The organism is Alphaproteobacteria bacterium GM7ARS4 (assembly GCA_014332745.1).
Lineage (GTDB): Bacteria > Pseudomonadota > Alphaproteobacteria > GM7ARS4 > GM7ARS4 > GM7ARS4.
Window position 1 is genome coordinate 85,883 of the sequence record JACONL010000001.1, and the last position, 15,462, is coordinate 101,344.

The following is a 15,462-nucleotide window of genomic DNA, read 5'->3' on the forward strand; positions in this document are numbered from 1 at the left end:
GAGAGAGGACGCCTCACGCAACGGACTGAGGATAGACACCAATGCGACGGTAAAGAAAGGGAGGCGGCGTCTCTTGCGCTGACTCTAGCGACGCCATATCAAAAATCTCTTGATGGCGAGGCGATAACGCGCATGCTGGGTCGGTTTGCGCCGCATCGCCCGTGAGCGCCATCGCCTGACAACGACAGCCACCCCAATCAATCTCTCGCCTATCGCATGTGCGACATGGCTCTGGCATCCAATCCGTGCCACGATATATGTTAAAGGCATGAGAGTGACGCCATATCCACGCCAATGAATGCTCCCGCACCGAATCAAACGTGAGATGGGGAATACATTGCGCCGCATGGCATGGCAACACCTCCCCTGAGGGATTAACATACATGAATTGTCGTCCCCATCCCCCCATGCAATTTTTAGGCCTTTGCGCATAGTAATCAGGCACGACATAATCAATCTCTAACCTCCCCTTAAGGCGTTTTCGCGCTGCCTCTACCTGCGCTGTCGCCTTCTCTAATTGGGCGTAGGTCGGCATAAACGCTGCCCTGTTCTTGAGCGCCCAGCCATAATACTGCACTTGCGCTATCTCTATCCGTTGCGCGCCTAACACGAGCGCCAACTCGATGAAATCCTCCACATGCTCCAAATTCTGTCGATGCATGACGGCATTCACCGTCAACGGAAGGCCTAAGGCGCGCACCATGCGCGATACCTCTATTTTCTTGCGGTGTCCGCCCTTATAGCCTCCTATCCTGTCGGCATTGTCCTCGTCTGTATCTTGAAAACTCACCTGCACATGGTTGAGCCCCTTCTCCTTCAAAAGACGCAAACGCCCCTCGTCCAGCAAGACACCAGAAGTGATGAGATTGGTATAAAGCCCTACCCTATCACATTCCTCGATGAGCTCCTCTAAATCCTTACGCACCGTTGGCTCACCCCCCGACACATGGACTTGATGCATGCCCAATTGCGCAGCCTCCTGAAATACCCGTTGCCACTCTTCTGTCCCCATCTCTCGACGACGCTCCTCCAACACCAAAGGATTAGAGCAATAGGGACATTGCAGGGGACAGCGATGAGATAACTCCGCCAAGAGCGCCAACGGCATGCCAATGCCTAATGCCTCCAAAGACTTATAGCGACGGTCTTCCGTACGAACATCACGGACATGGGTTTCCATCATCCTTTCACCTCCAAAAAGCCCTTGTCGGCAAGCCCCTGAAGCATCGCACAGACATCACGACTGATCGTCTCACGGGGCGCTTTATAAGCCTTCGCCAATATGTCGATAATCTCGCCCACCGACTTCTTACCATCCAATTTCTGTAAAATAGCAACAGACGTCTCGTCTGGCTCCAAGAGGCGCTCGGGCCCCTGAATAACCCACTTTTGACGCGGCTCGTTATACTGAAGACGCACAAAAGAGCATAAACTGGCGATGACATGCTCACTTACGGAAACGGGGACGGACATCGAAATCCTCCGGCATAAACGCGCCCTCAGGGATAAAACCATTGATATAGGCATGATATAAGGCATCCAACATAACCCACAAGACATCCGTCTTGAATTTGAGAGCAGCACAGACACTCTCCTGGTCACTCCTCGTTCGAGCATTCTTAATGGCATAGTCCAACACAAAGGCCGCATCATCAGGCGCTTGGGTGAGACGCTTACGGAAATAGGAAAGCACCTCGTCATCGGCAAAATCATAATGCCCTAACATACCAGCAATGCGCTCCTCGTGAATGGATGGCGCAAATAACTCCGTCAACGAGGACGTCACCCCCTCCAACAAGGGACGCTCACGAACAAAACGAACATAGGCATCCACCGCAAAACGGGTGGACGGCAAAATACCCGCCGTCGACATCACATAGTCACGCATAAGACCTAAACCATCCGTCAATTTATACCAACGCTCTATACCACCCTCTAACCCATCACGCCCCTCATGGTCTAAAACGCGCTTCATCCAAATACGCCTGAGACACGGGTCCGCCATCTTCGACATCAAGGCGACATCCTTCACGGGAATCATCACCTGATAATAATAGCGATTCAATGCCCAAGCCTGCACTTGCCCCTTATTGAGCTTGCCCTTATGCAACAAATGGTGAAAGGGATGATTATCATGGTAGTAGCGCGCACCGATGGCGCGCAAACATGCTTCGAATTGGCTAGGCGTGTAAGGCTGTTCGTCATCGACACCCTGCACGGAAGGCATCATAGAAGGCACGTAGGCATTACTCTCAGAACGGCGCGCCAACCGACTGCGCATCTCTATCACGTTACTCGCTTCGACACCATTCTTTGTATCCGTCATCATCCTATCTCCATCCCATCATAGGCTATCTCCCAGCCCGCATCCCGCACCTTGCGGTTTTCCTCTGACCCTTCTATTATTATAGGGTTCGTTGTGTTGATGTGAATAAGAATTTTACGCTTCACGCCTAAATCAGCAAAGGCGCGCAATGTCCCATGCTCACCCGTTTGACTCATATGCCCCATCCGCCTTCCCGTCTTCGTGCCAACACCCGCTATGATCATCTCGTCATCACGCCATAACGTGCCATCAAAAAAAACAAGAGACGCCCCCGTCAGACGCCGCGCCAAGTCTGGCGTCATCGCCGCGCATGCGGGAATGTAATACCATGCGTCTTGTTCCGCACCCTCGCGCCATAATTTGAGAGCGATCGTATCACCTTCCTCACTGCCAAAATTGTCACCCTTGCTCTCGTCTTCTTGCCATAAGGCGACTTTGCCAGACACCGCAAACGCCTCGACCATCACCCCCGACATATCCCCTCGAGCATCACGCAAGGGAAAAGACTGCCCCAAAGACAAAGCTTGACGCTGTACATAGTGAGGTGACAACACATTGAAGATGCTGTTCTCACCTAAAAACCCTAAAACGCGCTCCGTCCCATAGAGAACAAGAGGATGACTCTCTCGCAACACAAGCAAGCCCGCCACATGGTCCACATCACCATTCGTCAACACAACACCCTGTATAGGACTATGACGCAACGCCTCTCCTCGTGGATGGAGCACGCTGTTCTTGCGAATCTGTTCCCCTAAATCAGGCGACGCATTCAATAAAAACCAATGCTCGCCATCGGCTGACACCGCCAGAGAAGATTGCGTGCGCGGACTCGTCCCCAGTGCGCCAGAACGCACCGCACGCGATACCTCACCATGACAATTCCATTGCGGAATACCACCGCCAGCCCCTGACCCTAAAACACGAATCTTCATCAGCCAATAACACGCTTACAACAACAAACAACCTCCCCCCTATGTTAACACATAAAGAGCCGACGTGAACAACATATGAGACTCACGTTCACACTCCTATCACAATCCCGCACGCTCAAAACTGCCAAAACATGCAACGGCACACCCGACCATGGCGTGTCCCGTGTCGCTCTATCCTCTTACGAGCATACAAAACACCACACCCGTCATGCTGGCGGTAACGGGTGCGGGCATCCCCATACGGATCATTCACGTAATAGGCGTTCTTATGGCGCGCTTTCGAAATGAGTAAAATGACATGGCCGCCCTTTAATCCCCCCAATGCTGTCGTCCCCATGATCACAGGCCCATCCTCCAACACAGAGTCCACATCATCCAACGTCATGGTCTCACAAAAGACACAACGCCCTCTCACACCCTCTCGATGCAGAAAACCCTCGATGGCATGGCGATGGATAGCCCAAAAAAACATGCTCTTCGTCCCCCTGGCCACAAGGTCACGCATGCGCCTATCCTCCCTCATCATAGCTTCCGCTGAGCCCGCCTCCCCTACACTTGTCTCCACATCATCCACATAGCGACATAATCCCTTATCATCCCGCGCATCGATGGCAGGAGCATAATACGCCATGAACATCCATGCGCATGTGGAAAAACATTGCACATTGCCGACAATCTGACCGCCAAAATCATAATTGTCCCTTTGGGAATTAAAATCTATCGCACGCATCACTATCACAATACAACCTCACAATACACCCTCGCATAGACCACACATCACGCCTCCATGATGTCCTATCATTAGGTATATAATCCTATTTATGAAGGACAACCACATCTTTCTGCCTTTTTTGCAACGCCCATGTCCCATAGGACACTATAGAAACGGAAGGATGACACCATCTCTCTTACGATGATATGGCACACCCCTCCCATACACACACTCTCTCACCACCATATGACCCATGCCTCTTACTCCTACATCTAGCGCAACTCCTCCACCCTATCTTCCTAAAGATTTTTATGCTGTCACAAGCGACCATGATCATATTCGCTTCACAAAGGATAAAAAATCCCTCGTCCATGGGGAAAAGAAAGACCTTTCCTTTAGCAATATCAAAAGCATGGTCTCTTCGTCAGCCGTCGCTGCCGCCACTGGCGGTACTCTCGCCTCGCGGAAAGTCTACCACGTCGTGAGCGATGGACGTTCCATCGATAAAAAACAGCTGCTCAGCAAACAAGAAAGCCGACTCCATATCTGTCAGAGCTTCAGTGATGCCATGAGGCAAACACTCCAAGACTCCATCAACAAGTTCGATGCGGCACGCGCTGAGTCGCCCTTAAAGCAAGAGGACATCGACGACCTCGAGAGCGATTTCGGGGCATTGATGAAGAATACCAAAAACCTCGTCAGCCAGAAATTAGAAGGATTGCTCAATGCGTCCTTAACCGCTTCATATGCCTCCGATGTCTCCCTCAGCGGACAAGATTTTCGCGACGTCTTCGATGCCTATAGCGAACTCCTTGGGACGTTGCTCGATGAAGCAAACGAGATGACGGCAAAAATGAACCCCCCCTCCTCCACATCACCCTATCCAGACTTCGTCCCCGCCGGCCCTCGTACGACATCAGAGACAGAGGCAACACCACCACCCGTCCCTAAAAAAACGCATAGCCCTTTGACACGCGTTGCCACCCACGCTCGTCCATCACCACCCCGCAGGCCGCCCCCACCACCGCCAACACAGCACAAAGCCAACGTCGACTATCCCAAACCGCGTCCCCCATTGAGTACCATCCAGGAAGAGTGACGTAACAAGGCGATCGGCGTCTTTAAACATGGATGTCCTGCTCGCTTCGCCTCTTTTCAATCCCATCACGGGCGCGCTCTGATACGAACATGTGGCCATGCCGTGGTTGCTGTTGGTGACAAAGGGCACAGAGGACAACGAGGTTAGAGGAGCTGTTATCGTTTCTCATGCCATTTTTATGGTGAACATGGAGCGCTTCCCTCAAGTCTTGCGAGATAACAACACCACACTGCTGACATGTCCAGTGGGCTTTATTACGTACTCTCTCTGAGATACGAGGCCAATCGGATGTATACTTGTTTTCAGGCATCGTCTCTGTTGTATAAATAGGGGGGTCTTCCGTGAAAGAATAGATATCTATGAAGGCCTTGAAGGCTTGCGGGTCTGTCCCTATGGCGAGAGCCAGTGCCCTCCGCCGCGGCTTCAGCCACTTTTCTTTCATCCCCTTTGTTGCAAAACGCCACCATACGGGGTACACAAAGGGTGGATAGCCCTGATAGCCCAACTTTTTGAGACAATTCCGGCATGGCCTCAGGCGTAGTTTCTCATCGCTTATCCACGTCCCGCCCCTCTCGGTTGGTGAAACAACAAAAAGACCATCAGGGTTATAATGCACCCCATATCGTTTGTCGAATCTCCCTGCCCTCCGCATCTCAGCAATAGTCTCACATTCTGTGACGTGGAATTTGGGTCGCGCCTCTATATCATTCATGAAGGCATCCAACGCATCACTCCTGTTCTTGACATAATAATCACGTATATGGACGACAATTCTTCTGCCATGCTCGTCCACAAGGACGCCGCCAACTTCCTTGATTTTGTCCCAATCTTGACGTGTCTTGATGGTGAAGGTCACAGGCGTAGGGCGAGGCCTATCTTTTTTCGGCGCAAAATTGATAGGCGGCCCTGGATCTGCGCCCTCCGCCCCCATACGTTTGACGGCCTCTTTTATTTTCTCGAAGGAAACGTCCATGGCCATGTGTCCTTTAATTTTTAATTATTGCAGACGAGCACGGGTAGTCGTTCTGACAGCAAAGTCGACGCGACGAGAGGCCTCTCGGTCCTCTCTTCCAAGCTTATCCTTAATAAGACGACTGAACGATAAGCCATTGGCGGTGACCGTTTTGACAATCCACTTCCCGTAGCAGTCGACGCCATCCAAGCGACGGCAGTAGTCAAGCACATTTAGAGCGCGCTTTTGGGATAACTCCATATTCCCCATATACGCATCTAAAAGGGTTGAACCAACCTTCCATTCGGATGAGGTATGCCCCTCGATACGAATCTCGTCAATAGCACCCCTGAAGGGATACAACACCTCGATATAGCGAGGGCAAAAATCACGCAATATGTCTTTGAATTTCTTATTGGGCTCTGCCCCGCCCTGTTCGAATAAAATGGTGGGGGATTGAAAACGGATAGTCAATGTCGCATCCTCGGGAATGATGGCATCCCACGCTTTGAGATCGTCCGCAAACTCCGCCTGCAAGTCTCGAAAAATCTCCTCCTCTTTCTTCTTGGCAATAATGTCGGCGCGATCGACGGAAATTCTGTAGCTGATAGCAATGAGAAGAAACACCACCATCAACCCCGCCATGAGGTCGGCAACAGAAAGCCACCCTCCTTCATCTTTCTCCTACTTTCTCAGCCAATCGGGTGTCCTCGTCATAGGGTTCTGTCATCCCTCGATGCGCGCTCCAACCTCCCTAGTTCTGCATGTATCTTATCGATGAGAGTTTTATAATCACCGACGGTTTTGTTAACGATTTTTCCTAAATCATTTGCCATCTTTTGAAGGACGCCCTCTATTCCTGTTCGCAAAGAGCCTGACCACTCGTTTTGGGCACTTTTTAATTCATCAGACATCTCTTTTAGCTTATCTTTAAATTCCTTCTCGAAAGCTTCCAGGTGCGTGCCAAGAGTTGTGTTCATTTGCTCGACACTTTCCTCCAACTTGGGGATGGCTTGTTTTGCTTGTTCTTTCATCTCGGCAAACGCTTTAAGGGACTCCACCATCACTTGCACGACTGGCGAAAGTTTTTCGATATGCTCCTTCATCTTTGATAGAGAACCGTTGATGTCGGTCATCGATGTTGCAATAGTGCTGAGGATATTAGCACTGTCTCCCATGACTTGACGCGCCTCTTGCGTTGCTTTTATGACAGCCTTGAGGTCCTGACGCAAAGAGTCCATATCATCTTTGTAATTTTCCTGCCATGTAACAAGATTTTTGGTCGCCTCCTTTAATTCCTTAAAACTCTCTCCCAATTGGTCATTGATTATAACAGTGAAATCTTTCATCACCTCCTGTATCGCCTCGATGAGCGCTTCGGTATTGCTTTTCGCTACCTTCTTGGCAAATTTTGCCAATTCATCCGTCTGGTCCCTGATGGATTGATTGATGTCGCCAGCTCCCACCCCCTCGTCCTCAATGGAGGGAGAACAGGCGTCCACCTCTTAAAATCCTCACTGGACAGCCAACGCCCAAGAGACAAGAGGTGAGGTCTAAGAAAAAGAACGAGACGTCTTATCCCAGAGAGAAAAGAGAGCAATGCCTTTCTTAAATTGGTCTACCAATTCTTTTTTCGTCACGAACGTTCCCCGATAGACACAACAGATAAGGATTTTTTATCACATAAACCATATTCGTGACACATAAAAGACATCCACCGCCATGATAGACTCTTGTCTTGTCAATCACCATTATCCCTTGTGTCATGCCTATCACCGCAAAAACATCTCATCTCCCTGTCGATTTCTATGGTGTCAGCGAACAACACCATAACATACGCCTGCTCAGCAATCACTCTGCCCTCGCCCATAGCCCGCAACAACCCTCTGGCCCCTTCGGTAAATTAGGAAAACGCAAAGTCTATAGGCTGGTCCATGACGGACGCTCCGTGGAAAAAGCCAACATCCTCGATAAAAAAACAAGCCGCATGGGCATACAAGACGCCTTTCAACGCGCCATGCAAAAAACATTCCAAGACCTCATCAATAGTTTCGACACGCATAAGCGCTTCTCCTCCCTGAGACACGACGACATCGAAACCATCAATCAAGAGTTCGGGCGACTCCTCAGCGTCTCCAAAAAGAATATCACCGAACGTATCACAACACATTTGCAAGGACATCCCGTCAGTAGCGCAGCGACCTCCGCCCAAGCGCCTCTCACCGGCAAGGACCTTCGACATGCCATCGACGCATACCATCTCGCCATCAACCAAACCCTCCATAAAGCAGAAGAACTCACACAGAATGTGTCGGGGGGCGGGCTATCCACATCCTCACCCTCCTCTGAGGCCACCAACAGGACACAGACCAGCGATGCCACGACCAGCGATGCCAGCCAAAAAAGCGGCCCTCCCGGTAGCACACCAAAACCAAAGCAACGCGCGCGCCACCTCACAGCACCGCCCATACCGCCAAAAAATCTCGCAGATTATGAAGAACTACACGCACCCTCGTCACCGCAAAATATCCCAAAACACCACACCATCGCCACCCATCGCCAACAGACAGCCCTGCAAGAAGACGAACGCTCCTTGCCACCAACCCCTACGCACATCAGACGACATAGCGAGCCAGCACCAGCACTCCCGCCAAAACGAAAGCCCAGCGACTACCAAAACACAGCAGCCCGTCAACCTCATGCCACGACCATCGCTGAGGACACATCCCTCCCCCATATCCCACCAAAAACAAGACGTCCACAACAAGCAAGCGAGCCTATCGTCCCGCCCGTGCCACCACGCCACGACTACCAACCCCTTGACCCCTCAACACGCAACAAGGAAAACCCCTATCAAAAACTTGTCAGACAACAAGAGACAGAGGCAACACCGCCCTCCCATGAAAGCAACCCTCTCGGACTCAGAGAAACACGCAGGCACACAGAACTCCCTCTTCCTCCCCAACAAGCACACACACCATCCCCGACAACAACGCCGTCGACGACATCCCCCTCTTCGCCAACCCCTCCCTCTCCCACACAAACCCATGATGACAATCTTCACGACTATGAAGACATCGATAAAACACCCTCCCCGAAACCTAAACATCGATAAAAAAGCAGACCCTCAGGTGACGCAAATCCCTCACGTCCATGACGCCATCACCTAAGGATGTGATTTACCTCATCTCGCCAAGATTCCGCAAACAGCAAACGACATGAGACATGTCTGCCTTCTTCACCTAACATGTCGAATTGACCCGCATGCATGGCTTTTTCATACGCCCCCTCTAATACCTTAAAGAGATTCTGCTTATATTTTGTGTCCGTATTACCCGCAAGATGGTCGCCTTTTATTTCTAAAACAAGGAGCTGTTCTTTACCATCATCGCCCGGGCGCTTGCAAACAAGAAAATCAGGATACACTTTATGACGACGCCACCCTTGTAGGGGATACCCCTCGCCACGGGCAGCAAGGCGATGCCACCACACAGTCGCCTCATGTCGATCAACATGGATGGCAAAATTCTTTTCTAGCGTGTTAAGACTATCAGAGAAAATTTTCTCATATAGATTCTTATCCTGGTCCAGCACATCCCCTCTTTGAATGACGTTCAGTGACTCACGAACGACATCGTTGAGGCGCTCATCATGACTTACCGCCAGATGAAATGTTATCACGCCATCCCTCAATTTTTGACAAAAGAGCTTCTGTGCCTCGTTTTCGATAATCTCGCGCAGATTCCACTTTATGGCTTCCAAAACATGAAGACGACTATCAAAAAGCTTTTCCTCTGTGTCGTGCTCACGGAAATTATCCAGCAGCTTACGCACAATGCGAAACGCTTGCCACGGGTTTGGCACAAGGCCTATAAGGCCTCGACAAAAAAAGCCTTCACTAAGCGTGTTATCGATAGCGATGTCCCGTTCGTTTATGGGGCCACTGATACCATAAGACGTAGGATTCGCCGCAAAAGAACGAAAAAAATCCCCTTGTTGTCCCTTTAAATCTATGGAGGCAATGCGCTCCCGCGCCTTGTCAAGACCATCGAGACACACCTCACCTGTATAGTCAATAGAGTCCCAATCAAGAGCATTGAGGATGTCACCTGTATAGTTAATGTCCCGCCATTTTTTCTTTTCATCTTTATGTAAAACCTTTGGTAGAAAGATTTTTTGCCCTCGAAAAGCGGGGCGTCTCCAAATAACCTCTCTTCCCTCCCCTGCTGTATCAGCGCCCCCGCCATCACCATCTAAGCCGTGGGCATAGACCATATCGTCTATGCCTGATAAACCCTCGCCCTCAAGACCTTGCTTGACCTTGGCGACAGCATCCGCCAATGACTGGTTGTAACAAAAAATATGACACTCGTTGAGCGCCTTAAAATCTTCAGGACAAGCCTTCGTCTCTGGTTGACGCAAGATACGCCCCGTCATTTGTGTCAATGACACCATCGCCTTTGTATTGTCGAGCAAGACAAGAACATACGCAAAAGGACAGTCCCACCCTTCACGCAAAGCATCTTTCGTAATGATCACGCGCACAGGACTATCTCGTTCTAGGAGGTCTTGGTCTGCCAATTCATCCTTATCGGCTGACTTAACCCGCACAGCGTCATGCGCCATTTCCAATTGTTCTATACATACCTTACGCACATCTTCAGCGTGAATATGCTCACCATCTTGCTGGTCCTTGCCTGTGCGTTCCGCACGCACCAGAAGAATAGGACGAATATAGCGTCCGTGCTTCTGTTCTAGCGCATCGGCTTTCACTTGCAATTCCTGCAAACACTCATTGCCTCGCCTCAATGTATCCTTCCAATCGACGTTTTCCAGACAATGCACATTGACGGGCAATTTAATCATCTTCTCCTTATGGAGGTCCAATCCAGAAACGCTGACCAGCACATTGCTTAGCTGTTCCTTATTATTGGGCGTTGCGGAAAGTTCTAAGATAAAATGGGGATTAAAGCGGTTAAGAATCGTGCGTTTATCTTGTGAATAGGCGCGATGTCCCTCGTCAAGCACAATCACGGGACGACACAGCTTAAAAACATTCAACAGGCTATGCTTGATGGATATGCCAACAAGGGGCGCATCGTCGGCAAGATTCGCCCTCTCAAGGTCTGGATGTTCATTAAGAAGTCTGTTATTCTCAGGAAAATCATCCATCCTAGGGAAAAAGCTCGGGTAATGTCCACTATCGCGATAGATTTTGAGAAAGTCGCTTGGCTCTTTACGTCCCGTCGCGGCGAGCATCACAAGCATCACGCATAAATGCGTGCGCACATCATCGGCCTTGAAGGAATCATGCTTCTCAATGAGCTTGACACGCCCGCCACTGGCACGGTCGAGGGTTTGTCGATATGGGTGCAAGCGATTCGCCAGCTGTTTCCACGTTTGTTTGTAGATCGTCCTACTGGGAACAATCCATAGGACAAGTCCGTTCTGACGTTTGAGATCACTTAAATGAAGACGCTCGACACTGTGGGCAGCGAGTAATGTTTTTCCCCCAGCTGTCGGCACCTGCAAGCATATATTGGGGATAGGTTCGTTATCTTCGCTCCAACGTGGCTTATAAGATTGTTCGAATAATCCCCCGTGCTTCCCCGCCACCCGTGGGAGGTCTCTGACAAGCTCTTGCCAACATTTTGTCGCAAAATCTCTGTCGTCACGGCATGGTTTAACAGCGCCCTTTTTAAGGACTGCGATTCGCCTTTCTGACTCTAGCCTGTGCCTGTTCAGCGCATCAAGATACATCGTGAGACGCTCTAAAACGGTCTCCTGATAATCCTTTAGCTCCATGAGATGTCACCCACACTATAACTAACCAGCAACACGGTGGATAGACCATGGCAATTGACAAAAACGTATCCCCATAGGGACAAGATCCTTTTGTGGCATAAAACTCCATGGCGCATAGACCAACGCCGTTTTGCCATGGCGATGAGTATCAATGCTGTGCGCGAGGTCACTTGTGAGTGCTGACTCTTTGCCGCGTAAAAAGGCGCTATCTTGACGATAGATTAAGTGAATGCGATACGACTCTGTCTCACCAACGAACCAGTCACGGGGGTTCGTTGGCACTGTATCGATGGTTTTGCCCGTTGCCGTGTAGAAAACATACTTGGCAAATTCATCGTATGTCGGCATGTTCTTGCCAGCAAGCAATTCTTCCGTGTTGATGTCACGCCCCAACGCGCAATAGGTGAAACTGCCCCCCAATCCCGCGCGCAACGCTTCGTTTTTAGCATGTGGCACACCCTGTATCACGCGTCGCACCCGCTCAGCCGTGACGCTATCAGCATAGTCTTCACACTCCACGAGGATAAATTGACGGTCGCCGCCATCCGCCTTATTCAGTGCCAAGACCGCATGGGCTGTCGTCCCCGAACCAGCAAAGGAGTCTAGAACAATGGCATGCCTGTCCCCAACACATGTTAGAACATCCCGTATCGTGCGCATAGGCTTAGCATTATCAAAAAAATCACCGGTTAAAATATCTCGCAAAGCCAGACCCCCTTTAGAAGAATCATAATTTCTATCCAACCATATCGACTTGGGTAATAAAGTGCGCATTTCCCCATTCTCGTAAAGACGCATTTTAGAAAAAATACGCCACTCCCCTGCCCTTACCTTTCTAATAACGATGTCTCTTTCTTTCCTTTTCTCAAAAGTATCTTTTCCCCATCGCCAGCGTCCCTCTTTTCCCTCTTTTGTCAAAGGGAGAATTTCTATTGCTTCCTTTCTCGATTTTAGAGAGATTCTGTTTCCTTCCGGGAAAAAATATATAGGGTAGAACATATCTTCTCTATCTTCACGCCTCCAACCTTTGCCTGTTTTTCTAAAAGGAATCTCCTTATACTCACCCCATTCATCTTCTTGTTTATATTCTTTAATTTGCTCGTCTGATAATGGTAATCCCCCCATCTCGTATTCGTTAGAGTCTTTGGCGTAAACAATAAGATAGTCATTGGCTGTAGCGATAAAATTGTCGTCAGAGCGTCCTTTTAAGTTATTAGCAACGCTAATCATACCAAGAAAATTCTTCTCCCCAAAAATTTCGTCCATCATCATGCGCAAGTGATGCGCTTCGTTATCGTCAATGCTGATAAAAATGACGCCATCATCCCTGAGGAGTTCTCGTAGCAGCTGAAGGCGAGGCCACATCATACAGCACCATTTATCGTGCCGTTCTAAATCTTCTTTGTCTACCGCCCCATTTTCTTCGAGCCAGCGCTTCATCAAGGGTGAATTGACCTTATCATTATAACACCACTTCTCGTTTCCTGTATTGTAAGGCGGGTCGATATAGACGCATTTCACCCGTCCAGCATAGCGCGGCAGGAGCGACTTCAACGCATGAAGGTTATCGCCGTGAATGATGAGATTGTCATCAAGAGAGGGCTTCTGCCCTTGCGCAGGAAGGGATTTTTTATGAACAATATCGAGAGTGCGATGGGGTGTGCTGTGGTGGTGGGCATAGATGAACTCCTTACCCTTAAAATGAAACATCGTCGCCATAGAACACACGCCTATCAACAGGCCCACACCCCCTACCCTTGATACAGGTTATTCTCTCACGACGCAACCTCCTTCCACGCGCTCCATGACATCGATAAAAAGTAACAATACCCTTAGCAAAAAAATGATTATGGGGTGTTGCTAAGTCTACGACCAAAAATGAGTTGGCAAGTTTGGTGGGACATTCCTCTTATCCAAACCGAGCAAGCGGACGAGTTCATAGCATAATTCCCATAAAAAAAGGGAGAGCCCGTAAAGGCTCTCCCCAACCCCCCATGCCACCGCCAGCACCCATATCTGGCGCCGCCGGCTTGGGCTCAGGCTTCTCCGCTACCATCGCCTCTGTCGTCAGCAATAAACCCGCCACAGACGCCGCATCCTGCAATGCCGTGCGGACAACCTTCACAGGGTCAATGATGCCCGCTTGCACAAGGTCGGTATATTTGCCCTTCTGCGCATCATAGCCACGATTCTCGTCCTGCTGTTCAAGCAATTTGCTGACAACCATCGAGCCTTCAACGCCCGCATTCTCAGCTATCTGACGAACAGGAGACTGCAACGCGCGGCGCACAATGGCAATCCCCGTGTCTTGGTCGCTATTGCCCCCTTTCACAGACTCCAACACACGACTGGCATATAAAAGAGCTGTGCCACCACCCGGCACAACGCCCTCTTCCACCGCTGCCCGTGTCGCATGCATGGCGTCATCCACACGGTCCTTGCGCTCTTTCACCTCAACCTCAGTCGCACCACCAACACTCAACACGGCAACACCGCCCGATAACTTGGCAAGACGCTCTTGAAGCTTCTCCTTGTCATAGTCAGAGGTCGTCTCCTCTATCTGCGCACGGATCTGCTCACAACGGGCATCGATCTGCCCCTTCTCGCCAGAACCATCGACAACAGTCGTCTCCTCCTTGGTGATCACAATGCGCTTCGCCTGCCCCAACATGTCCAAACGCACATTCTCTAACTTGATGCCCAAATCATCACTGATGACTTGACCACCCGTCAAAACAGCAATGTCCTCTAACATCGCCTTACGCCTGTCACCAAAGCCCGGCGCCTTCACCGCCGCAACCTTTAAACCACCACGCAACTTATTGACAACCAACGTCGCCAACGCCTCGCCCTCAACATCCTCGGCTATGACAAGCAACGAACGGGACGATTGAACAACCGCCTCCAAAATAGGCAACATGCTCTGCAAATTCGATAACTTGCTCTCATGCAACAAAATGTAAGGCTTGTCCATCTCCGTCAACATCTTGTCCGCATTCGTGATGAAATAAGGCGAAATATAGCCACGGTCAAATTGCATGCCCTCCACAACATCCAACTCCGTCTCTATCCCCTTCGACTCCTCTACCGTGATGACACCCTCCTTGCCAACACGCTCCATCGCCTCGGCTATCTTATTGCCTATGGACTCCTCGCCATTGGCAGAAATCGTCCCTATCTGAGCAATCTCCTCATTCGTGTCAACACGCTTCGCCTTGCCCTTTAAAACATCAAGAACACGCTCCACCGCTAAATCAATGCCACGCTTTAAATCCATAGGATTCATCCCCGCCGCCACAGACTTGATGCCCTCGCGCAAAATGCTTTGCGCTAACACCGTCGCCGTCGTCGTGCCATCGCCCGCCGTGTCAGACGCCTTGCTCGCAACCTCACGCAACATCTGAGCCCCCATATTCTCAAACTTGTCACCAAGCTCTATCTCCTTGGCCACCGTCACGCCATCCTTTGTGATACGCGGCGCCCCAAAGGAACGGTCTATCACCACATTGCGCCCCTTCGGACCCAATGTCACCTTGACCGCATCCGCCAATATGTCCGCACCCTTCACTAAACGGCCACGGGCATCTTCACTGAAACGAACTTCTTTACTCGCCATTGTTGTATTCTCCTCCTACA

The 15,462-nt window shown here is 50.3% G+C and carries 13 protein-coding genes; 2 read left to right on the forward strand and 11 right to left on the reverse strand.

Features of this window, described 5'->3' with window-relative positions:
* Positions 1–13: 13 nt before the first annotated feature.
* From pqqE to GDA54_00435, 5 genes are all read right to left on the reverse strand, one after another.
* A complete protein-coding gene (gene pqqE / locus GDA54_00415; protein ID MBC6496777.1) occupies positions 14–1,183 on the reverse strand; it encodes a pyrroloquinoline quinone biosynthesis protein PqqE in 1,170 nt (389 codons plus the stop codon).
* On the reverse strand, positions 1,180–1,473 hold the full coding sequence (gene pqqD, locus GDA54_00420; GenBank protein MBC6496778.1) for a pyrroloquinoline quinone biosynthesis peptide chaperone PqqD: 294 nt from the start codon (positions 1,471–1,473) through the stop codon (positions 1,180–1,182). Before pqqD ends, pqqE begins: the two co-directional genes overlap by 4 nt.
* Positions 1,448–2,227, reverse strand: a complete 780-nt coding sequence (gene pqqC, locus GDA54_00425) for a pyrroloquinoline-quinone synthase PqqC (GenBank protein ID MBC6496779.1) — start codon at positions 2,225–2,227, stop codon at positions 1,448–1,450. Before pqqC ends, pqqD begins: the two co-directional genes overlap by 26 nt.
* Before the next feature lie 98 nt (positions 2,228–2,325).
* A complete protein-coding gene (gene pqqB, locus GDA54_00430; GenBank protein ID MBC6496780.1) occupies positions 2,326–3,258 on the reverse strand; it encodes a pyrroloquinoline quinone biosynthesis protein PqqB in 933 nt (310 codons plus the stop codon).
* Between the two features lie 115 nt (positions 3,259–3,373).
* Complete coding sequence (locus GDA54_00435) at positions 3,374–3,988, reverse strand: hypothetical protein (protein ID MBC6496781.1); 615 nt, start codon at positions 3,986–3,988, stop codon at positions 3,374–3,376.
* Positions 3,989–4,223: 235 nt separating this feature from the next.
* Here GDA54_00435 and GDA54_00440 point away from each other — a divergent pair, with 235 nt between their 5' ends.
* Complete coding sequence (locus tag GDA54_00440) at positions 4,224–5,069, forward strand: hypothetical protein (protein MBC6496782.1); 846 nt, start codon at positions 4,224–4,226, stop codon at positions 5,067–5,069.
* Between the two features lie 22 nt (positions 5,070–5,091).
* Here the strand turns inward: GDA54_00440 and GDA54_00445 are convergent, their stop codons facing one another.
* From GDA54_00445 to GDA54_00455, 3 genes are all read right to left on the reverse strand, one after another.
* Positions 5,092–6,042 carry an HNH endonuclease gene (locus tag GDA54_00445; GenBank protein ID MBC6496783.1) on the reverse strand — a complete coding sequence of 317 codons (951 nt, stop codon included), beginning with the start codon at positions 6,040–6,042 and terminating at the stop codon, positions 5,092–5,094.
* Positions 6,043–6,066: 24 nt separating this feature from the next.
* Positions 6,067–6,654, reverse strand: coding sequence for an OmpA family protein (locus GDA54_00450; GenBank protein ID MBC6496784.1), 588 nt, complete (start codon positions 6,652–6,654; stop codon positions 6,067–6,069).
* 80 nt (positions 6,655–6,734) lie between these two features.
* Positions 6,735–7,523 (reverse strand): hypothetical protein, encoded by a 789-nt coding sequence (locus GDA54_00455; protein MBC6496785.1) that lies wholly within the window; start codon positions 7,521–7,523, stop codon positions 6,735–6,737.
* Positions 7,524–7,759: 236 nt separating this feature from the next.
* On the opposite strand from GDA54_00455, the gene GDA54_00460 reads away from it, so the two are divergent.
* Positions 7,760–9,136 carry a hypothetical protein gene (locus tag GDA54_00460; GenBank protein ID MBC6496786.1) on the forward strand — a complete coding sequence of 459 codons (1,377 nt, stop codon included), beginning with the start codon at positions 7,760–7,762 and terminating at the stop codon, positions 9,134–9,136.
* Between the two features lie 47 nt (positions 9,137–9,183).
* Here GDA54_00460 and GDA54_00465 read toward each other — a convergent pair whose 3' ends face one another.
* The 3 genes from GDA54_00465 to groL form a co-directional block, all read right to left on the reverse strand.
* Positions 9,184–11,826: a DEAD/DEAH box helicase family protein gene (locus GDA54_00465; protein ID MBC6496787.1), complete on the reverse strand. Its 2,643-nt coding sequence runs from the start codon at positions 11,824–11,826 to the stop codon at positions 9,184–9,186.
* A 21-nt stretch (positions 11,827–11,847) separates the two neighbouring features.
* Positions 11,848–13,545 (reverse strand): site-specific DNA-methyltransferase, encoded by a 1,698-nt coding sequence (locus GDA54_00470; protein ID MBC6496788.1) that lies wholly within the window; start codon positions 13,543–13,545, stop codon positions 11,848–11,850.
* Positions 13,546–13,762: 217 nt separating this feature from the next.
* Positions 13,763–15,442: a chaperonin GroEL gene (groL, locus tag GDA54_00475; GenBank protein ID MBC6496789.1), complete on the reverse strand. Its 1,680-nt coding sequence runs from the start codon at positions 15,440–15,442 to the stop codon at positions 13,763–13,765.
* Positions 15,443–15,462: the final 20 nt, after the last annotated feature.

Excerpts from the sequence above, each read along its gene's own strand:
- pqqD (MBC6496778.1), bottom strand. The coding sequence starts at position 1,473 with ATGTCCGTCCCCGTTTCCGTAAGTGAGCATGTCATCGCCAGTTTATGC.
- GDA54_00450 (MBC6496784.1), bottom strand. The coding sequence starts at position 6,654 with ATGGTGGTGTTTCTTCTCATTGCTATCAGCTACAGAATTTCCGTCGAT.
- GDA54_00435 (MBC6496781.1), bottom strand. The coding sequence starts at position 3,988 with ATGCGTGCGATAGATTTTAATTCCCAAAGGGACAATTATGATTTTGGC.
- GDA54_00465 (MBC6496787.1), bottom strand. The coding sequence starts at position 11,826 with ATGGAGCTAAAGGATTATCAGGAGACCGTTTTAGAGCGTCTCACGATG.
- pqqB (MBC6496780.1), bottom strand. The coding sequence starts at position 3,258 with ATGAAGATTCGTGTTTTAGGGTCAGGGGCTGGCGGTGGTATTCCGCAA.
- pqqC (MBC6496779.1), bottom strand. The coding sequence starts at position 2,227 with ATGCCTTCCGTGCAGGGTGTCGATGACGAACAGCCTTACACGCCTAGC.
- pqqE (MBC6496777.1), bottom strand. The coding sequence starts at position 1,183 with ATGATGGAAACCCATGTCCGTGATGTTCGTACGGAAGACCGTCGCTAT.
- GDA54_00470 (MBC6496788.1), bottom strand. The coding sequence starts at position 13,545 with ATGGCGACGATGTTTCATTTTAAGGGTAAGGAGTTCATCTATGCCCAC.
- GDA54_00445 (MBC6496783.1), bottom strand. The coding sequence starts at position 6,042 with ATGGACGTTTCCTTCGAGAAAATAAAAGAGGCCGTCAAACGTATGGGG.
- groL (MBC6496789.1), bottom strand. The coding sequence starts at position 15,442 with ATGGCGAGTAAAGAAGTTCGTTTCAGTGAAGATGCCCGTGGCCGTTTA.
- GDA54_00440 (MBC6496782.1), top strand. The coding sequence starts at position 4,224 with ATGCCTCTTACTCCTACATCTAGCGCAACTCCTCCACCCTATCTTCCT.